Here is a 21,043-nt window from a genome sequence, read left to right as displayed (position 1 = left end):
TCTCTCCACCCCTGCCATATTTAAGGCTCTAGCAGAAATGCTAGAGCCTTTTTGCTTTCTGAAACTAATTATACGCCATTAGCAAAGCAGCGGATTCTCCGGCTTACCAAAATAGCGCGTGTTGGGAGTCTAAACCTCTACTCCTGCCACATACAAAGCCTCAGCAGAAATGCTAGGGATTTTTTACGTCTGTTGCTTCTTCGAAGCAATGTTGGGAGAACTAGGCGTCCTCCTAACTTACCAGTCTGGTTGAATCTCCGGAGTGCCGACTCAGTCCTCCTCTGGCATATTTAAGGATCTAGACTGCACGCCCCGGTAGAAAGACTAGACCTTTCTTGCTACTGCATCAGATGTTCTATAGAGAAGTTTCGGTTCTAGAACATTGGTGTGCGAAGCTTTAACTCTAATTACAATTCCTCTTCGATCGTGGTTCTCTTTCTACACTTTATTATGCTTTCAATACTTCACTTTAAAAGAAGGCCATGTATCTTTACTTAATTTATTTCCGTAAATGCTTTGTGTTTCTCTTCGCTCGAACGCACTCAAACTAGTGCTTGGTTGCTTGCTAGTTTTACTGCTTCAGATACTACAAAGAGATAAGGGGAGCAACTTGTGGGATAGAGAGGCGTGCTTGTTGATGGACACAGGTACAAAAAAGGCCGCTTATACTAAGCGACCTTCGTTTATATTTTTCGGTGTTAATCCAATTCTTTCTCAGCTTGTTTCGCTTTCTCTATCATTGGAGTAATTGTCGAACCTTGAACTAATATTGAGAACACAACAACAGCGTATGTCATGACAAGGATAATCTCTTTAACATCGATTGACTTGTCTTCAATAACCCAAATGCCTGAAGGTATTGAAAGAGCCATTGCTAGAGCTAGACCACCACGCAAACCGCCCCAAGTCAGGATCTTGATTGACCAAGGATTGTAAGTTCTAAAGCGTTTAAATCCTATATAGGACAAGAACACACTGAGGTAACGTGCACTCAGTACTAGAGGTACTGCGAACGCCATCAAAATCCAGTCTTCTTGGTGGAATTTGAATAGTAGCATAGACATACCAATCAATAAGAAGAGGACGCCATTTAAGAATTCGTCTATGAGTTCCCAGAAATGGTCTAGGTGATCCTCACTCTCTTTTGAGAATCCGATAAAGCGAGTCCAGTTACCAATCATGATACCTGATACCACCATCGCTAATGGTCCTGATACATGTAGAACTTCAGCAAACGCATAACCAGCAGTTGGGATGCCTATGGTTAATAGCAACTCCATAGAGTGATCATCGGTATTGCTGATTAGGTAGTGGAATACCAGACCTAAAACAAAACCGTAGACGATGCCGCCAATCGCCTCTTGGACGAATAACATGGTAACACTGCCAACAGTCGGCGCTTCTGTGCCGAATGCGATAGTAAATAGGGTTACGAAGATAACCAAACCAAAACCATCGTTAAATAGAGACTCTCCTTCGATTTGAGTAGAGATTCGTCTGGGAGCATCGAGTTTTTTTACTATTGCTAACACGGCAATTGGATCGGTTGGAGATATTAGAGACCCAAACAGTAAGCAATAAATCAGGTCAAATTGAATGCCGATAAATTGACAAAACCCATAGAGCACAAACCCAATAAAGAAGGTTGAAAACAGTGTTGCACCTAATGCTAGTACAGTTATTTCCCACTTCTGATCTTTTAAGTTTGGTAGTTTAATCCCCAAGCCGCCCGCGAAGAGTAAGAAACCTAATATTCCTTTCAGGAGGAAGTCTTCAAAGTTAATACTGGCAACGGTCTCTGAGGCGATGTCTGCCAATTGAAACCAATTGTTTTGTCCCGCAATGATAATCAATAGAGATAGCATCATTGAGCCAGCTGTAATGGCGATGGTTGTCTGCATTTTACCAATTTTGGTATTCACGAAAGCAATAAGCATGGCTGCAGCGGACAAGAAGCATAAGGTGTAATAGACCGACATTGGGATTCCAATATGTAACAAAGTATGAAAATTAATTTTCGTTGTCTCATGCTTAAATAGCAAACACTTTTTGTCATAGCTTAGTAATCAATTTCCTTTTTTAGACGTCTAGACTCCTTTTTAATGTGTGATAGGATGGAGGAATAATTAAAGGAATGAGGCTGTACCGTGGGAAGTAATGTAAGGCAAAAGATTGAGGCTCTGTTAAAGCAACGAATTTTACTGATTGATGGTGGCATGGGTACCATGATTCAGGATTATAAATTGGAAGAGCAGGACTATCGTGGTGAGCGCTTTGCTGATTGGCATAGTGACTTAAAAGGTAACAATGACCTTTTGGTACTTACACAGCCTAAGCTTATCAAAGGTATCCACACGGAGTATTTGGAAGCAGGTGCAGATATCCTCGAAACCAATACCTTTAATGCAACAACCATTGCTATGGCCGACTATGATATGGAAAGTCTTAGCGAAGAAATTAACTATGCTGCTGCTAAACTGGCTCGAGAAGCGGCAGATGAATGGACAGCGAAGACGCCAGAGAAACCTCGTTTCGTGGCGGGTGTTTTAGGTCCAACTAACCGAACTTGTTCTCTCTCCCCAGATGTTAATGACCCGGGCTATCGTAATGTGAGCTTTGATGAACTTGTAGTGGCTTATTCTGAGTCGACTCGTGCTCTTATCAAAGGTGGGTCCGACCTTATTCTTATCGAGACTATCTTCGATACACTTAACGCGAAGGCATGCTCTTTTGCCGTTGAATCAGTCTTTGAAGAAATGGGTATCACTTTACCAGTTATGATCTCCGGTACTATCACCGATGCATCTGGTCGAACGCTTTCCGGACAAACGACGGAAGCATTCTACAACGCTCTTCGTCATGTAAAACCAATCTCATTCGGTTTGAACTGTGCATTAGGCCCAGATGAACTGCGCGAATATGTCGGTGAGATGTCTCGTATCTCCGAATGTCATGTTTCTGCACACCCTAACGCGGGTTTACCTAACGCATTTGGTGAGTATGACCTGTCTCCCGAAGATATGGCTGAACACGTTAAGGAATGGGCTGAAAGTGGTTTCTTGAACCTAATTGGTGGTTGTTGTGGTACGACGCCAGAACATATACGCCAAATGGCGGAAGCTGTTGAAGGTGTAACACCGCGCCAATTACCAGATTTACCCGTCTCTTGTCGTCTCTCTGGTTTAGAGCCATTGACGATTTCCAAGGAATCTCTGTTTGTAAACGTGGGTGAGCGAACTAACGTTACGGGCTCTGCTCGCTTTAAGCGCCTTATCAAAGAAGAGCTATATGATGAAGCTTTGAGTGTGGCTCGAGAGCAAGTTGAGAACGGCGCTCAAATTATCGATATTAACATGGATGAAGGAATGCTAGACGCTGAGGCGTGTATGGTTAAATTCCTTAATCTATGTGCATCTGAGCCTGAGATCTCGAAAGTGCCAGTCATGGTCGACTCTTCAAAATGGGAAGTTATTGAAGCGGGTCTGAAATGTATTCAGGGTAAAGGCATCGTTAACTCTATCTCATTGAAGGAAGGGAAAGAGAAGTTTGTCGAACAAGCGAAACTGGTTCGCCGATATGGTGCAGCCGTTATCGTGATGGCGTTCGATGACGTTGGCCAAGCTGATACTCGAGAGCGTAAGGTTGAGATTTGTACTAATGCCTACAATATTCTGGTTGATGAAGTGGGCTTCCCACCTGAAGATATTATTTTTGACCCGAACATTTTTGCTGTGGCAACGGGTATTGATGAGCATAACAACTATGCGGTCGATTTCATTGAAGCAGTAGGAGATATCAAACGCGATCTCCCTCATGCGATGATCTCTGGTGGTGTATCGAATGTTTCGTTCTCATTCCGAGGCAATAACTACGTTCGTGAGGCAATCCACGCAGTATTCCTATACCACTGTTTTAAAAACGGTATGGATATGGGCATCGTAAATGCTGGGCAATTAGAGATTTACGATAATGTGCCTGAGGATTTGCGTGAAGCCGTTGAAGATGTTGTTCTAAATCGCCGAGATGATTCCACTGAGCGCTTGCTAGATATCGCGACTGAATATCTAGAGCGTGCAGTGGGGAAAGTTGAAGATAAATCTGCTTTAGAGTGGCGTACTTGGCCAGTAGAAAAGCGCTTAGAGCATTCCTTAGTGAAAGGTATTACCGACTTTATTGTAGAAGATACCGAAGAAGCTCGTGTTAATGCTTCTCGTCCTATTGAGGTGATTGAAGGCCCATTAATGGATGGCATGAACGTGGTTGGTGACCTCTTTGGTGAAGGTAAGATGTTCCTTCCTCAAGTGGTGAAATCTGCACGTGTTATGAAGCAAGCGGTAGCCCATCTAGAACCATTTATTAATGCAACCAAAGACGTTGGTGCGACTAACGGAAAAATCTTACTTGCGACCGTAAAAGGCGATGTTCACGATATTGGTAAAAACATTGTAGGCGTTGTCTTGCAGTGTAATAACTACGAAATTATCGATTTAGGCGTGATGGTTTCATGCGAAAAAATCCTTAAGGTCGCTAAAGAAGAGAACGTCGATATCATTGGCCTTTCGGGTTTGATCACTCCTTCTCTTGATGAAATGGTCCATGTGGCTAAAGAAATGGAGAGACAAGGCTTTAAACTGCCTCTTCTGATCGGTGGAGCAACCACATCCAAAGCGCATACAGCCGTTAAGATTGAACAAAACTACTCTGAACCTGTGGTCTACGTAAACAATGCTTCACGTGCGGTGGGTGTATGTACCTCATTGTTATCTAAAGAGTTGAAGCCAGCATTTATTGAGAAGTTGGATATTGATTATGATCGCGTTCGCGATCAGCACAATCGTAAGAAACCACGTACCAAGCCTGTTACGCTTGAGCGCGCTCGAGCTAATAAAGTGGTGATTGATTGGAGAGCTTATACGCCGCCGGCACCCGCTAAGCCTGGAGTGCACATCTTCAATGATTTTGATGTTGCGACTTTACGTCAGTACATCGACTGGACTCCATTCTTTATGACATGGTCGCTAGTCGGAAAGTACCCTGCAATTCTTGATCATGAAGAAGTGGGAGAGGAAGCGAAACGCTTATTCAAAGATGCGAATGATTTATTGGATCGAGTGCAGAAAGAGAAGCTACTTGAAGCTCGTGGGATGTGTGCGATGTTCCCTGCCAACAGTGTTGGCGATGATATCGAGGTATATACCGATGAATCTCGTACTGAAGTGTTAAAGGTTTTGCACAACCTTCGTCAACAAACCGAGAAGCCAAAAGGTTTTAACTACTGTTTGTCAGATTACATTGCACCTAAAGATAGCGGCAAAGCGGACTGGATTGGTGGCTTTGCAGTGACTGGTGGTATCGGTGAGCGAGAGCTGGCTGATGAATACAAAGCGAAAGGCGATGACTACAACGCAATTATGATTCAGGCGGTTGCTGACCGATTGGCTGAAGCGTTCGCGGAGTATCTGCATAAAGAAGTGAGAAAGGATATCTGGGGCTACTCGCCAGATGAGAACTTGTCTAACGACGATTTGATTCGAGAGAAATACCAAGGTATTCGTCCTGCTCCGGGTTACCCTGCTTGCCCAGAACATACAGAGAAAGGCACGTTGTGGGAGTTGATGGACGTTGAAAAAGCGATCGACATGTCACTAACGACGAGTTACGCAATGTGGCCTGGTGCTTCAGTGTCTGGTATGTATTTTTCACATCCTGATGCCCGATACTTTGCGATTGCACAGATTCAACAGGATCAAGTGGATAGCTATGCCGACCGTAAAGGTTGGGATATGTTGGAAGCTGAGAAGTGGTTAGGTCCAAACATTAACTAGTTTGAATTTATAACGAGCTTCGATTCGCAAAAATAAAAAAGGGTTGCTCAAGAGCAACCCTTTTTATATCTGTAATTTAGTTATTTATCTGTCGATGATAAACAGACTATCTACTCAAATAACTCTTGATGAAGTTTTTGAATCGCCAACTTAGACACAGATTCATCTAGCAAGAAGCATAGGTTGTGTGGGCTTGCTCCGTAACAAATCATACGTAGGTTGAAATCTTCTAGAGTACCGAATACCTGCTTTGCATAGCCTTTGCTTTCACTCATGTTATTACCAATAAGAGCAACAAGGCATAGGTCGTGCTCAATATCTACGGAACACAACTCTTCAAGCTCAAGGCGAGCGGCTTCAGGTAACTCAGGAGCACCACCAGAGGTATCGGTTTGATCGAGAGTCAGTGAGACACTGATCTCTGAGGTAGTGATAAGATCGACCGAGATCTTATGTTTAGCAAGGATCTCGAATACCTTCGCCAAAAAGCCATAAGCATGGAACATATTGGCGCTGCGCAGCGTAACCATGGTTTGGTTGCTGCGTAGGGCAAGCGCTCTAAATAGAGGGGAGCTTTCAACTTGTTGACGAATCCACGTTCCACCAAGCTCTGGCGCTTTTGATGAGCCGACAAAAACCGGGATTTGATGGCGTAGGGCAGGAACCAGAGTCGAAGGGTGTAATATCTTCGCGCCAAAGTTTGCCATTTCAGAGGCTTCGCTGAAGCTGATTTCTGGGATAGGAGATGCTTTCGATGCGATGCGTGGATCTGTGGTGTAGATCCCCGGAACATCCGTCCAAATTTCTAAGCCAATCGCTTGCACAGATTCGGCAATCAGTGCAGCTGAATAATCACTGCCGCCACGACCTAACGTTGTGGTGTTACCTTCGCTGTCGGCACCGATAAAACCTTGTGTAACGACAACTTGTTCTTCGCAAAGTGGAATCAGTTTCTGCTGTGCAAGGGCTGCAATATCTTCCAGTTGTGGTTCTGCTTTACCGAAATCATCATTGGTGCGCATCACTTCTCTGATATCAAAACGAACCGCTGGTGTACCACGTTCGCGAATGATTTGAGCGAGGATATGTGTCGACATCAGCTCGCCACATGCGACAAGGTGGTCAGTCAGTTTTGTGCTTACTTGGAACGATGCCGCTTCGGCTGCACTCGCAATATCATCGAGAATGTTATGAACCTCTTTCTCGATACTGATCGGATCGGCTAACTGAGCAAGAATCGTATTATGAATGTCGGTTAACTGTGTGACTAGTTCTTGGCGACGAGTTTTATCTTGAACACCATTCGCGAGTTCAACAAGCAGGTTAGTAACGCCTGAGCACGCGCTGCTCACGACCAGTTTAGTATTCGAGTTATTTTCAATAATGGCAGCACAACGGCTCATTGCTTCAAAGTTGGCAACACTTGTTCCACCAAACTTAGCGACATTAAAAGAACCAGCTACATTAGATGCACTCACGATATATCTCCCACGACTTCCTAAAATAAAATTACGGTTGGGTAATCCAACGTCCGATGTTTTTCGAAGAGAGTATTTAGAGCAAAAAGAGAGGAATTATTAGAATAGTAACCTCAGAAGCTCTTCACCATATAGAAATGGCGACAGTTGCCGGGATTCAGCCCGCTCAACCGATAATAAAGGTCCTGCATCCTTTTATTATCTCGGCACTGCTCCCCCTTAATGTTTTGTATTGGAAATGCGGTTCCACAAAACATCTGCCTGGGCAGTGCTCCTCTTCTGCTAGATAGCCATTTCATTGAACGTGTTTGCGGTAACAATGTCAATCCGTAACTGGAGATATTTAAAAAATAATTTTAACAATTATGTGACACTGGTGTGACCTCAATACTTATGGCTAATTGCTGAGGTAATCAATTTGCTTTAGGGTGGATTGTTCACAACATTAACGTAAGGGATGTACATGTCTAATTTAACACTCACTACTGCTATTGATAGCTTTTATCCGCCGCACCGAACGTTAATGGGACCGGGGCCCTCAGACATTTCGCCTCAAGTTCTACAGGCCTTGAGCCGCCCAACCATTGGTCACCTCGATCCGTTGTTTATCGCGATGATGGATGAATTGAAACAACTTCTTAAGTATGCATTCCAAACAGAGAATGAGTTTACGATTGCCGTTTCTGCTCCAGGCAGTGCGGGTATGGAAACGTGTTTTGTTAACTTGATTGAGCCTGGCGAGAAGGTGATTGTTTGTCGCAACGGTGTTTTCGGTGAACGTATGCGAGAAAATGTTGTGCGTTGTGGTGGTGAAGCGATCCTTGTTGATGACGAGTGGGGTAAACCCGTCTCTGTGGAAAAGGTAGAAAAGGCATTGGCAGAAAACCCTGATGCTGTTGCTGTCGCATTTGTGCATGCAGAAACGTCTACTGGCGCGTTATCGGATGCTCAAGCGATTTCCGCAGTCGCTCGTCAATTTGATGCATTATCGATTGTGGATGCGGTGACATCATTAGGTGGTGTGCCATTGTTGGTTGATGAATGGCAACTCGATGCGGTGTATTCAGGTAGTCAAAAGTGTCTATCTTGCGTTCCTGGCCTGTCTCCAGTGACTTTCTCTCAACGTGCGGTTGAGAAGATGAAGGCGCGTCAAACACCAGTACAAAGCTGGTTCCTAGATCAAAGCTTAGTACTGGGTTACTGGAGTGGAGAAGGCAAGCGTAGTTATCATCACACGGCGCCGGTGAACAGCTTATATGCTTTGCATGAGTCGTTGGTTTTATTGAAAAATGAAGGCCTAGACAATGCTTGGTCACGTCACTATGCGATGCACCAAGAACTCAAAGCTGGCGTAGAAGCTTTAGGATTAAAATTTGTGGTTGATGAAGAGAGTCGCCTACCTCAATTGAATGCGCTTTACTTCCCTGAAGGGATTGATGAAGCCAAAATCAGAACACAACTTCTAGAAGAATATAACCTTGAAATCGGTGCTGGCCTTGGCTGTTTAGCTGGGAAGGCTTGGCGTATTGGTTTAATGGGTTATGGCGCTCGAAAAGAGAATGTCGCTTTGTGCTTAAAAGCGTTACAAGACGTTCTAAAATAGTAGCTATAAACTGAAGTTCAAAAGAAAAGCGCACGAGAGATCGTGCGCTTTTTTGTGTCTAGGCTAAACGTCATTACAGCAAAATGATTCTAGATTCCTTGGCATCATTTAGCTGAAGAAATGTTGTTTTCTGCTTCTGATATCTTCTTATACTGAACCTTTGAAAAGTCTCGATTTGGGAACAAGAAGCTCGCTTCACTACGAATTTGTTCTGCCTTGCTGTGATCGCCTAATCCTTGATACGCGAGAATCAGGTTGCTGTAGAAAGCAGGCCTTGGCTTACTCTTTATGATCTCTAACGACCAATCTATATAAGGCTGGATCAGGCTAGGATCAGCTTTGTAGAGGCCAATATTTAGATATGTGCTGTATACATCCCAATCATAGCGATCTTTCCAAACTACGGGATTCGTTACCTGCTTAAGAATGTCCGGGTTTTTCGGCTTAGACAGTTCAAATTGAGTCAGCACATAATTGGTATGCAGCGCGCTCAACATATAGAAACTCACCAAGATCGGAACCACCAAGCTAGACACTCTAAACAGGGTTTTACTAACGATACTAAACGGCTGTTGATAGTGCCGAGAAGAGCGTTGATCTACCCAGTAAATCAAGATGATGAATGTTATCCAGTGAATCGCAGAATGATAAAAAGGATACTCGAGCTGAGAGTGCAAGAGTATGGGTACAAATAGCGCGAGCAGTGCTAGACGTGTTCCCTTCGCTGAGTTTGCTATACGTGACAGGACTAACACCGCGGCAATTAAAATTCCAACGATAGGTACTATTCCGCCTTCTACTCCCCAAAACAGGAACTCATTGTGTGGGTGATCCATTGAGGGAAGGCCGGGATGATAATTTGAGTTAAGTTGATGTTGGCGGGCTGTGTATAACGTGTATTCGGATTCGAATTTTCCGTAGCCATAACCGGTAAATGGCTTTTCGATCATCATATCGAGCGCTTGTGGAAAGGTATAAGCTCGTGGACTTTCTAAGTTTGCTTTTTTACTGGCGAAACTATCAGTTGCGCTGAGGCTGATCACCGAAAAAGCGACGACGATACCGACTACCACTGATGCGCACCATCCGTAGAAGCGTTTCTTGGTCGAGAACTTGTAAAGGTAAGGCAGAATGCAGACAAACCCGATTACGGCAGCCAACCATCCTGTACGTGATGCAATGATGATCAGCAAGGGCACGGTTAAGGTTGGTGTCAGGTATAGTAAGAACGACTCGCTAATTTTGTGATTATATTTAGAGGGCTGTCTTGCTAAAAGATACGCTGAAAGCACAAAACCTGTAGCAAGAAAGCTTGCCATAACATTCGGTTGTTGGAATATCCCATAAGGTCTATTGGCCGCAGTGTTGTAACCAAATAGGTTGCCAGGTTCGAGTAAGAAATATTGCACATAGCCAAAAAGTGCTTGTAGGACGACGGCAAGAACAATGAACCACAACATGCGTTGTTTGTGTTTGTTACTGAATTTAAATTGCTGAAGCACCACGAATAAAGCGAAGCCCGCCCACAATCCCAGTAGTCGGCCTGATGCGGCTTGAGGAGAGGCGTTGCTGTAAAGAATGGGCAGCGTCAGTATCACGCAACTTATTAGCAAGCCAACGGTTAACTTTGAATATTTGAGTGCTCGGTTAGTGGCAAGCTGGTAGAAGCCAATCGCCAACGTAAAGCTAAGAGCTAACCAAGTGGTTGGATTAAAGGATAAAGCGAGGCCTGAGCCTCCAGGATTGGGCATGAAAAAATGCATGGCTAATAAGAATACAACAGCTAAAGAGGCAAGGAATGCCTTGTTAAGCGGAAGCTGAGTTCTCTGATTTTCTAGCTGGGTACCGCTAGTATGTATTGTTGCCATAAATCCCTAACCTTATAAAAACAGAGCTTGTTCCTTCTGAAACAAGCTCTGTTACTTTAACATTTTTCTGTCTGCTCGCAGGGAGCTATTTTACACCTACTTCAAATTTAACATAGGCTTAAGGAAGCGAGCAGTGTGCGAACCTTCGACTAACGCCACATCTTCAGGTGTACCTTCTGCAACAATTTCACCGCCTCCTTGACCACCTTCAGGGCCAAGATCTAGGATCCAGTCCGCTGTTTTGACGACGTCTAGGTTATGCTCAATCACGACAACCGTATTACCGTGATCACGTAATCTATGCAGTACCGTTAACAGTTGCTGGATATCGTGGAAATGTAGGCCTGTTGTTGGTTCATCGAGAATGTATAAGGTTTTCCCCGTGTCTCTTTTAGACAATTCACGCGCTAATTTAACGCGTTGCGCTTCACCACCAGATAAGGTTGTCGCTGCTTGTCCGAGGCGAATGTAGGAAAGGCCAACATCTATTAGGGTTTGCAGCTTACGAGCAATAACAGGCACTGGGTTGAAGTATTCACGAGCATCTTCGACAGTCATCTCTAGAACTTCATCAATGGTTTTACCCTTGTAGCGGACCTCTAGAGTCTCACGGTTATAACGCTTACCTTTACACACATCACACGGTACATACACATCTGGCAAGAAATGCATCTCTACTTTGATGACACCGTCTCCCTGACACGCTTCACAGCGACCACCACGAACGTTAAAACTGAATCGACCTGGCTTGTAGCCACGAGATCGTGATTCTTGGGTACCTGCAAATAACTCACGAATTGGCGTGAAAATACCAGTGTAGGTTGCAGGGTTTGATCTAGGGGTGCGACCGATAGGGCTTTGATCAATATCGATCACTTTGTCGAAATGCTCTAAGCCTTTTATCTTTTTGTGCTGCGCTGGAACTGCGGTTGTTGCACCGTTTAATTGAGTGTGGGCAACTTTAAAGAAGGTGTCATTGATTAGTGTAGATTTACCTGACCCCGATACCCCCGTAATACAGCTGAACAAGCCTACAGGGATCGTCGCAGTGACATTCTTTAGGTTGTTCCCCGTTGCGCCAACGATCTCGACGACCTTTTTCTTGTCGATAGGTGTTCTTTGTTTTGGTATCGCAATTTCTTTGGCGCCACTCAGGTATTGCCCAGTTAAAGAATTCGGATTTTCGATGATGTCTTTCATGGTGCCTTCTGCGACCACGTGACCACCATGAACACCAGCCCCAGGGCCGATATCGATAACATGGTCAGCGCAACGAATCGCATCTTCGTCATGCTCAACAACAAGCACGGTATTTCCTAAATCTCTTAGGTGAACCAGAGTCTGCAGTAGACGTTCATTATCACGCTGGTGGAGGCCAATCGATGGCTCATCCAGCACATACATAACGCCAACTAAACCGGCACCAATTTGACTTGCGAGACGAATCCTTTGCGCTTCACCACCAGACAGTGTTTCTGCACTGCGTGATAAGTTCAGGTAATTCAAACCCACGTTCACCAAGAAGTGCAGACGATCATTGATCTCTTTCATCACTTTATCAGCGATTTGCCCACGCTGGCCGCTAAGCGATAAGTTTTGGAAAAACTCTAGCGCATCAGCAATACTGAGCTGAACGATTTCTGGCAGTGTGGTATCGCCAATAAAGACATTTCGAGCTTCTAATCTTAAGCGCGTACCATCACAGCTAGAACATGATTTCGTTGATATGTACTTGGCAAGATCTTCACGCACCGCGCTAGATTCAGTATCGCGGTAACGGCGTTCCAGCGTATTTAAAATACCTTCAAATGGGTGACGCTTGACTCGAATATCACCACGATCATTGATGTATTTGAATTCGACTTCAGTTCTACCTGAACCCTTGAGGATGATTTCTTGGGTTTTCTTTGGTAGAGAATTAAATGGCGCATAAAGGTCAAAACCATAATGATCTGACAGCGATGTCAGCATTTGGAAATAGTAATAATTTTTCTGATCCCAGCCTTTAATCGCACCTTCAGCAATACTTAGGTTCTCATCTAAAATCACTCTGCTTGGGTCAAAATACTGTTGAACCCCAAGTCCATCACACGTACCACAAGCACCTGCCGGGTTATTGAATGAGAACAGGCGAGGCTCAAGCTCTTGCATGCTGTAACCACATTTTGGACAAGCGAAGTTTGCAGAGAATACGATCTCTTCTTGTTCTTTATCATCCATCCAGCCGACTACGGCGATGCCACCAGAGAGCTCTAATGTTGTCTCAAACGATTCAGCTAAACGCTGTTGAAGGTCAGGGCGAACCTTGAATCTGTCTACCACGACTTCAATGGTGTGCTTCTTGTGCAGCTCCAATGTGGGAGGATCGGATAAATCACAGGTCTCACCATCAATACGGGCACGAATAAAGCCTTGAGCCGCTAGGTTCTCAAGCGTTTTAACGTGTTCACCCTTACGTTCTTTGACTATCGGAGCCAACAGCATCATCTTTGAACCAGCCGGTAGCTCTAAGACTTTATCGACCATTTGACTGATGGTTTGTGCTGCAAGAGGGGTATTGTGATCAGGACAGCGCGGTTCACCGACACGAGCATAAAGTAGTCTTAGGTAATCATAGACTTCAGTGATGGTGCCAACCGTTGAACGAGGATTGTGAGAAGTTGATTTCTGTTCGATGGAGATGGCTGGAGATAAACCTTCGATGTGGTCGACATCAGGCTTTTCCATGAGAGATAGAAATTGACGAGCGTAGGCCGACAAAGACTCAACATAACGACGTTGACCTTCTGCGTAGAGGGTATCAAACGCAAGTGACGACTTTCCTGAACCTGATAATCCAGTGATAACCGTTAGCTTATCACGAGGTATGGTTAGGTTAATGTCTTTGAGGTTATGCGTACGAGCACCTCTAATTTCTATTTTATCCATCTCAACAGACCATGTAATTTTAAGTGGCTAAAGTATTACATAGAGTGAGATTTGTGCAAAGTTTTACTGGATAAAAAAACAGTAATAAAAAAGGGCGACTCTTTTGAGCCACCCTTGGAATCATTTAATGTGCTGCTAACCAACCGTTCATTGCTATCAGTTAAATAACTAAATAATTAAATAACTTAATAGCTAAACAGCGAGTAAGCCAAAATTAGCGATTAAGCTTCTTTTGTTGTTGAGTGCTTACCTAGCTCGATTTGTTGCTGATCTTTTTTGTATAGGTTTTCAAAGCAGTAGTTTGTTGCTTCGATATAGCCTTCAACACTACCGCAGTCAAAACGTTGGCCTTTAAATTTATAAGCCAACACACAGCCTGCTTTTGCTTGTTTTAGCAATGCATCAGTGATCTGGATTTCACCACCTTTACCTGGTTCAGTCTGCTCGATAAGCTCAAAGATATCTGGAGTCAGAATATAACGGCCAATGATCGCTAGGTTGCTTGGAGCAGTACCTGGTTCTGGCTTTTCTACCATGTCATCGACACGGAAAAGATCGTCTTTGATCATCTCGCCCGAAATAACACCGTATTTATGTGTTTCGTTTTCAGGCACTTCTTGTACTGCAACGATTGAGCAACGGAACTGTTTGTATAGCGCAACCATTTGAGCCAGTACGCCTTGTTGTTCGTTCACACAAAGGTCATCAGCAAGCACAACGGCAAAAGGTTCATCACCCACAAGCTCACGACCAGTCAAGATAGCATGACCTAGACCTTTCATTTCGCGTTGACGAATGTAGGTGAAGTTTGCTGCTTCAATCGTCTCACGAATATTGATCAGTAAATCTTCTTTATTGGTGCCGCTGATCTGGTGCTCAAGCTCGTAGTTCTTATCAAAGTGGTCCATCAATGAATGCTTACCACGGCCAGTCACGATGCACATTCCATCCATACCGGCTTCAATTGCTTCTTCAACGCCGTATTCAATCAGAGGTTTGTTTACAACGGGCATCATTTCTTTCGGCATTGACTTGGTTGCAGGTAAGAAGCGAGTACCGTAGCCAGCTGCCGGGAAAAGGCACTTTTTGATCATGATAAGACCCTTTATCTATAATAATTATGGATTCAACCTAGGTGGTTGATATTTCTGAGGGCAACTCTAGCATAAGTAATGTCAAAAATTCAGCAACAATCCGTATGGTTCACTAGAGTTTTCCTCAAAATTATCGTCAGTTTAAGAGGCCGATCAATTATGCAAGCAGGTTCTGGTTAGCCCATGCGATGGCTTGGACTCTATTTTTAACGGCTAACTTACGAAATATTTGATAGAGGTGAGATTTGACCGTGAACTCGCTAATAAACAAGTCATCGGCTATCTGTGTATTTGACGAGCCTGATTGAAGACAACGAATGACTTGCAGCTCTCTAATGGTTAAGTCAACATTGGTGGGGGTTGTATTGGTGCTCACGATGTTTCGATAGTAGAACAGCAATTGGCTTGCCACCTTTCTAGGTAGCCAATTGTCTCCATTGATCACCTCTTCAAGTCCCTTCGCTATTTTGGCTTTCTCTTCAGTGTTGTAAAACAGACCTTTTAATACGCCAAACGTAATTAACTCCGATGTAGGCAGTGCCTTGGGGACGTTGAATAGAATGATCTCATGGTTTTTCCACATCACGGGTAGATTTGGATGAAGGTTCGTTAATTGAGGTACCTCTTTGTAATCAACGAGCAAAATTCGATTACTCTGCTTTCGGTCAAATAACATTAGATCATCTGGTGTCATCTTGAAAAGGGTTAGAGATAGAAACTTTTCAATCTCTTTAACATGCAAATAGGTGTTACTCGGATCGATGCAAATAAAATGCAAAGTGCGAGCATATCGAGATTTTCTCATTGAAACTCCTTGTTGAGCTGGGTTTAGATTTCACGTTGTCATGCATGCTTTCGCTTCTCTAGAGCGTTTCTTGTGACTTGCGTTGAATATCAACTTGGAAAGTAAATGAGAGGTTTGTAAGTGGAGAAAAAAGCAACATCGATCTGAATATCATGATTTGTTACGTTTTTATTCTTTGTAGTGAGGCGAGAATAGGAATGCGATTTATCACTGCAGAAAAGCATGCTATTCTTGTGCGCTAAAATTTTCTGAGACTATGAATTTAGACGGAGCAAATCATGGCTAGCCGTGGAGTTAACAAAGTTATATTAGTGGGTAACCTAGGTAATGACCCTGAAATTCGTTACATGCCAAATGGCGGCGCAGTAGCGAACATTACCATTGCAACGTCAGAGTCATGGCGTGACAAAGCAACTGGCGAACAGCGTGAAAAAACAGAATGGCACCGTGTTGCTTTGTTTGGCAAGCTGGCGGAAGTTGCTGGTGAGTACCTACGTAAAGGTTCTCAAGTTTACATTGAAGGTCAACTTCAAACGCGTAAATGGCAAGATCAAAGCGGTCAAGATCGCTACACAACAGAAGTAGTTGTTCAAGGCTTCAATGGTGTGATGCAAATGCTTGGTGGCCGTGCCCAAGGCGGCGCTCCTGCTCAAGGTGGTATGGGTAACAACCAACAGCAAGGTAGCTGGGGTCAACCACAGCAGCCACAACAGCAACAATACAGCGCTCCTGCTCAACCGCAAAAAGCGCCTCAACAACAAGCGCCTCAACAACAAGCTCCTCAGCAGGCTCAACCTCAATATAATGAGCCACCAATGGATTTTGATGATGACATCCCATTTTAGGGATTGTTTTTAATATATTATAAAGACAGTCTTAAGTCGGAGGAAGCCGCGTCCATCGCGGCTTTTTGCTACCTAGAATTCTTAACGATTTATTTACAACGTCCATTTATTGTATCAGTGGTAATACGACAACTTGTGAGTTGAAAAGGATTTCTTTATTTATGAGATATACCCCCACACTAAAATTGAGCACTCGATTGATCGCATTTGTCACTGTTATAGTTATCAGTGCGATGTTCATTCTTTTTATTGGTGGTACGCTTTCCTTTAAACGTATTGGGCAGGAGTATTTGGACCATTATTTGGTTGGTATTGTTGATGTTGTAGATAAGGAAATGGAAGACCCAGATGCCGCGTATTCCATGCAGCGTTGGATGCCTAAGATGTTGCAGGCGAGCAATATTGTTGAGATGAAACTCTCGAACAAGACTGGTATCGTTTATCGTTTCAAAGACACCTCCCCACAAATTGCCCCCAGTCGCCTTTATGAGAAAAGCTTCGTTTTAGAGCGCAATGAAGGTTATCGAATCGAGTTTAAAGCGCTTCCCCCCTATATTGGCTTCAGCTATTCAATAGAAGCTATGTTGTCAATTACTTTGGCAGTCGCACTGGTTCTTTTCTGCCTTGCTTGCGGTGTTCGTTGGTTGAAAGAGCAATTAATGGGCTCTGAGATCTTGGAAGAGCGCGGAAGAATGATTTTAGCCGGGCAGGTGGAAGCACATGCAAAAGGAGATGAGCGAGAGTGGCCATATACCGCAAGTGAAGCTTTAGATGTATTGATTGACGAGCTACAAGACGCTCGCCAGGAACGAAGTCGCTTTGATACCTTTATTCGTACCTATACTTTTCTAGATAAACTCACGGGGACGGCAAATCGAGTTCTATTTGATAACAAGCTTGAATCGGCATTGCAAGAAAGCGGAACTCGAGGTGGTGTGTTACTAGTGCGTATCGACGAGTGGGAACAGGTACGTGATGCCAATGATAAGCAAATCACCGACGGCTTTATTGTTGAAGTAGGTAAAGTTTTGTCGAATATTGTTCAGCACTACCCTGATGTTATGTTTTCTCGCTATTATGACGCGGATTTTGCTGTATTTATCCCACATCAAGGTGTTAAAGATATTGCGACGCTGGCTGCCCAGTGTTTAAGACAACTTGATAAGCTAACACCACCAGAGCCTTTAGAGTCGGATAATTGGTGCCATATCGGCGTGACCATGTACACCGAAGGTGAGCGTCATAGTCAAATCATGGATGAAACGGAAACCGCATTAAAGAGTGCCCAGTTAGAGCGTATTAATAACTGGAGCCGTTATCCTAAAGAGAGCAAAAATGAGCTTCATAGGGGCAGTGTGCGTTGGAGAACTCTACTTGATAAAGCTCTGCTTCCTGAGAATTTAGTGATCTTTGCTCAGCGATGTTACCTTTTACGGGAATCTGGTCAAGTTTATGAATTTAATAGAGAAATATTTACTAGAATTCACGATCCAGATAAAGGTTTATTGAAATCGTCTCGATTTATGCCAGCCGTCGAACAGGTGGGGTATCAAGCGCGGATGGATAAATCGGTTTTAAATATTTTGCTAAAATCGCTGAAAGAGTCTGGTCGGCCTACCCATTATTCGGTGAATCTAAATGTAACCCCATTTGCAAGTAAACATCATTTTAAGTGGTTTAGGAGTGAGTTATTACAGCTCTCTTCTCAGCATCGATCTCAGCTTGCTTTTGAGTTTAAGGAAGGGCACCTGATTGCTCATCTTGATTATATGAGACCTGTGGCAAAAATGTTGCGAGGTTTAGGGTGTAAAGTGGTGGTTTGCCAAGCAGGACGAACGATTGTTAGCACTCATTATATAAAGGATTTGAAGGTTAATTATATTAAACTTCATAGAAGCCTCACAAAGAAAATCGATAAAAGGCATGAGAACCAACTGTTTGTTCGAAGTTTGATCGGTACATGCGGAGATTCCCCAACTCAAGTCATTGCCGTTGGAGTTGAGACAAAACAAGAAAAGAATACCTTGATAGAGTTAGGCATTAACGGTTATCAAGGAAGATATTTTGACGACGAACAACAAATCATCCCTTTGCCTAACCAAAATGAAAAGGCTGTGAGAGCGGAATCTGTTGTAAAAGTTGGTCGAAGAAATCGATGGCGTAAGAGTAGTAGTTAAAAATGAATTTTAAAGCGATTTTAGAAAAAATAAAGCCAACAAATATTAAAGGTAGTTCCCAAGTTGTCCTATTGGGTAATGACGCCGTTTATATTTCATCGGGAGATCTAGAGCCTCAAGTCACGTGTATTCCTGTGATTAATGGGGGCTGGGAAAGTGTACTAAAAAAATCGCTTAGCAGTGAGGCGTTTGCCAGTAATAGCCTTCAGTTGATTATCTGTGCTAATTTCTATCAAACTTATCAAATTGAGAACCCAGGTATTCCAGAGAGTGAATGGTCTGTTGCGCTGCCATTTTTGATTAAGGATCTTGTTTCAGAGAGAGCCACTGAAATTACCGCGAGTGCTGTAGCTTTGCCCATGTCGAATAAGCTACAAGTGTATGTTTTACCAAAAATACTGTTAGATAAGCTGGTGAATATTACTAGCTCGGCGCAAGTTGAGCTGATAGGTGTGGTTCCAGAGGATGAAATCTGGGGGTATAGTACTGATGAGCTCTCTAACTTTATCCTTTTGCAACGCAGCCCTAACACGCACTTCAAACTTGGTGCGTTTGTTGAAAATACCATTTGTTTTCAAAGAACGATTCGAAGTGTTATTCCACCTTTAACGGGTGCTGCTTCTAGTGGTCTGCAATTAGACGCCCTTGCCTTGGAGCTTCAGCGTTCTATTGATTACCTTTCCTCTCAGTTCAAAGGTACTCAGCTTCATCAGCTAAAAATCTGTTGTGATGAGGAAGATGAGGCTGAACTGCAAAGCGCTTTAAACAACACATTGAGTTCGGCAGTTTCAATATTGGTTGAAGGTGAACGTGATAATTCGGAGAGTTTGTTGGTTAAACTCGCGGCCAAAAAAGATACTTTTAAAGTCAATCTTTACCCTGAACATCTCAAACCTAAAAAAGAATATTTTACTCTGAAAAATGTTGTTGCGAGTTGGGGGCTGGTTTGTGTATTGCTACTTGGTGGGTACTTTGTGATGCAGTATCAGTCTTCTAATTTAGATGGTGATATAACGGTTTTGCAACATGAATCAAATCAGCTTAATAATCAAGTTGACCAATTGAACAATAAGTTAACTCAGCATAAACCGTCTCCAGAGAAAGCGGCGGCCGTTAAGCGTCTCAAACGTGAGACTGAGGCTAAAAAAGAGGCGTTGAAGGCGGTCGGACAATACGACGAATCACAACAAGTCGGGTATTCTGGCGTCATGAGTTCCTTAGCTAAATTAGGCCGAAATGACATCTCTCTTTCACACATCTATATGACTCACGATATCTTAGATCTTAGTGGCTTAGCTCGTAACGCAAATGTTATTCCTAACTGGGTTGGTCAGTTTAAAAGTGAGTTGAATTTAGTGGGGCGTGCTTTTGAAAAACTTAAAATTGGTCGTAATGATCAGGATGTGGTGACGTTTGAGTTAAGTACTCGCAGGGAGAGTAAGTAATGCTGAAGTGGAATCAACTTAGCGATAAGTTTCTTGCATTTAGTCATCGAGAAAAATGGCTACTTTTCGTGTGTGGTTTTGTTGGTCTATTTATGTTGTTGTTCACCTTGTTGGTTGAGCCAGCGTACCTCGACCTTCAAGCTAAAAATGCCAAGATGACTAGCCTGAACCAATCAAATCAGAGACAGCAAGGTGAACTGCTTGTTTTGCAAGCCCAATTGAACAAAGACCCTGACAAAGAGGTTAGCCGAGAGTATAAAAAGCTGCTAGTGGAGAGCCAAGAGCTTTCACTTCAGCTTTCAAAGATTGTTGAGAGGCTGATCACGCCTTCTCAAATGTCGCAGTTATTGGAGAGCGTTCTTAATGCAGGTAACGGACTGAAGTTAGAGGCGCTAGAGTCACTAAAGCCAGAAGCGATCTCTAACAAACAAGAGACCAGTGAATACTCTGGTTACTTTCTTCACCCTGTTAGAATGGAGTTGACAGGCAGTTACTTTGATATCCTAGCGTACCTTCAAGCGCTTGAGTCACTTCCTGTGAGCTACTACTGGCGCACATTAGAATACTCAGTAGAAGAATATCCTAAAGCTCGACTAGTGTTCGAGGTTTACACATTAGGCACTAGACAGGAATTTATCGGTGGTTAGAACTCTTTTATTGTCCTTGCTGTTTAGCAGTTCCGTTGTGTGGGCTGAGCAAGATCCAACGGCGCCATTAGATTGGCTTTCACCTCAACAAAAAACAGCGTCAGCTAAAAAGGCGCCAACTCGTTATCGCTTACCTTCTTTAGAAAGTATCGTGTGCAAAGCGGATATGCCATGCTATGCCATTTTAAATGGCAAAATCCTTGGCCAAGGAGAGACGATAAGAGGGTACCGAGTTAAGAATATAGATCCAGAATACGTCACTCTGCAGAGAAGCTCTAAGCAGTGGAAATTAGAGATGTTCTCTTTAGATGTTAAGAATAATTAAGGT

The 21,043-nt window shown here is 43.5% G+C and carries 13 protein-coding genes and 1 riboswitch; of the genes, 7 read left to right on the top strand and 6 right to left on the bottom strand.

What is annotated here, in order from left to right:
• Nucleotides 1-698: 698 nt before the first annotated feature.
• Nucleotides 699-1,979 carry a sodium:proton antiporter gene (locus ED652_RS06860; protein ID WP_017109389.1) on the bottom strand — a complete coding sequence of 427 codons (1,281 nt, stop codon included), beginning with the start codon at nucleotides 1,977-1,979 and terminating at the stop codon, nucleotides 699-701.
• 168 nt (nucleotides 1,980-2,147) lie between these two features.
• Here ED652_RS06860 and metH point away from each other — a divergent pair, with 168 nt between their 5' ends.
• Nucleotides 2,148-5,825 (top strand): methionine synthase, encoded by a 3,678-nt coding sequence (gene metH, locus ED652_RS06855; RefSeq protein ID WP_122054015.1) that lies wholly within the window; start codon nucleotides 2,148-2,150, stop codon nucleotides 5,823-5,825.
• A gap of 110 nt (nucleotides 5,826-5,935) precedes the next feature.
• Here metH and lysC read toward each other — a convergent pair whose 3' ends face one another.
• Nucleotides 5,936-7,303: a lysine-sensitive aspartokinase 3 gene (gene lysC / locus ED652_RS06850; RefSeq protein WP_122054013.1), complete on the bottom strand. Its 1,368-nt coding sequence runs from the start codon at nucleotides 7,301-7,303 to the stop codon at nucleotides 5,936-5,938.
• Nucleotides 7,304-7,412: 109 nt separating this feature from the next.
• Nucleotides 7,413-7,590, bottom strand: a riboswitch (Lysine riboswitch).
• Nucleotides 7,591-7,766: 176 nt separating this feature from the next.
• Between lysC and ED652_RS06845 the strand changes: the two genes are divergently transcribed.
• Nucleotides 7,767-8,906, top strand: coding sequence for an alanine--glyoxylate aminotransferase family protein (locus ED652_RS06845; RefSeq protein WP_122054012.1), 1,140 nt, complete (start codon nucleotides 7,767-7,769; stop codon nucleotides 8,904-8,906).
• Between the two features lie 104 nt (nucleotides 8,907-9,010).
• Here ED652_RS06845 and ED652_RS06840 read toward each other — a convergent pair whose 3' ends face one another.
• The 4 genes from ED652_RS06840 to ED652_RS06825 all read right to left on the bottom strand — a co-directional run bounded on the left by ED652_RS06840 (nucleotide 9,011) and on the right by ED652_RS06825 (nucleotide 15,601).
• The gene (locus ED652_RS06840; RefSeq protein WP_122054010.1) at nucleotides 9,011-10,774 is read right to left on the bottom strand and encodes a PglL family O-oligosaccharyltransferase; all 1,764 of its coding nucleotides are present in this window, start codon (nucleotides 10,772-10,774) and stop codon (nucleotides 9,011-9,013) included.
• 96 nt (nucleotides 10,775-10,870) lie between these two features.
• A complete protein-coding gene (uvrA, locus tag ED652_RS06835) occupies nucleotides 10,871-13,702 on the bottom strand; it encodes an excinuclease ABC subunit UvrA (protein WP_122054009.1) in 2,832 nt (943 codons plus the stop codon).
• 221 nt (nucleotides 13,703-13,923) lie between these two features.
• Nucleotides 13,924-14,796, bottom strand: a complete 873-nt coding sequence (gene galU, locus ED652_RS06830) for a UTP--glucose-1-phosphate uridylyltransferase GalU (protein ID WP_004735975.1) — start codon at nucleotides 14,794-14,796, stop codon at nucleotides 13,924-13,926.
• Between the two features lie 157 nt (nucleotides 14,797-14,953).
• Nucleotides 14,954-15,601, bottom strand: a complete 648-nt coding sequence (locus tag ED652_RS06825; protein ID WP_065105522.1) for a LuxR C-terminal-related transcriptional regulator — start codon at nucleotides 15,599-15,601, stop codon at nucleotides 14,954-14,956.
• A gap of 278 nt (nucleotides 15,602-15,879) precedes the next feature.
• Between ED652_RS06825 and ED652_RS06820 the strand changes: the two genes are divergently transcribed.
• The 5 genes from ED652_RS06820 to ED652_RS06800 all read left to right on the top strand — a co-directional run bounded on the left by ED652_RS06820 (nucleotide 15,880) and on the right by ED652_RS06800 (nucleotide 21,040).
• Complete coding sequence (locus tag ED652_RS06820) at nucleotides 15,880-16,446, top strand: single-stranded DNA-binding protein (protein WP_122054007.1); 567 nt, start codon at nucleotides 15,880-15,882, stop codon at nucleotides 16,444-16,446.
• A 161-nt stretch (nucleotides 16,447-16,607) separates the two neighbouring features.
• Nucleotides 16,608-18,623 (top strand): RNase E specificity factor CsrD, encoded by a 2,016-nt coding sequence (gene csrD / locus ED652_RS06815; protein ID WP_122054005.1) that lies wholly within the window; start codon nucleotides 16,608-16,610, stop codon nucleotides 18,621-18,623.
• A gap of 2 nt (nucleotides 18,624-18,625) precedes the next feature.
• Nucleotides 18,626-20,068: an MSHA biogenesis protein MshI gene (locus ED652_RS06810; protein ID WP_122054004.1), complete on the top strand. Its 1,443-nt coding sequence runs from the start codon at nucleotides 18,626-18,628 to the stop codon at nucleotides 20,066-20,068.
• On the top strand, nucleotides 20,068-20,715 hold the full coding sequence (gene pilO, locus ED652_RS06805) for a type 4a pilus biogenesis protein PilO (protein ID WP_122054002.1): 648 nt from the start codon (nucleotides 20,068-20,070) through the stop codon (nucleotides 20,713-20,715). Before ED652_RS06810 ends, pilO begins: the two co-directional genes overlap by 1 nt.
• Nucleotides 20,708-21,040 carry an MSHA biogenesis protein MshK gene (locus ED652_RS06800; RefSeq protein WP_122054001.1) on the top strand — a complete coding sequence of 111 codons (333 nt, stop codon included), beginning with the start codon at nucleotides 20,708-20,710 and terminating at the stop codon, nucleotides 21,038-21,040. The genes pilO and ED652_RS06800 overlap by 8 nt, the downstream gene beginning before the upstream one ends.
• Nucleotides 21,041-21,043 lie beyond the last annotated feature (3 nt).

The organism is Vibrio sp. Evd11, from assembly GCF_900382755.1.
Lineage (GTDB): Bacteria > Pseudomonadota > Gammaproteobacteria > Enterobacterales > Vibrionaceae > Vibrio > Vibrio lentus.
This window is presented reverse-complemented; position numbering and strand designations above follow the sequence as displayed.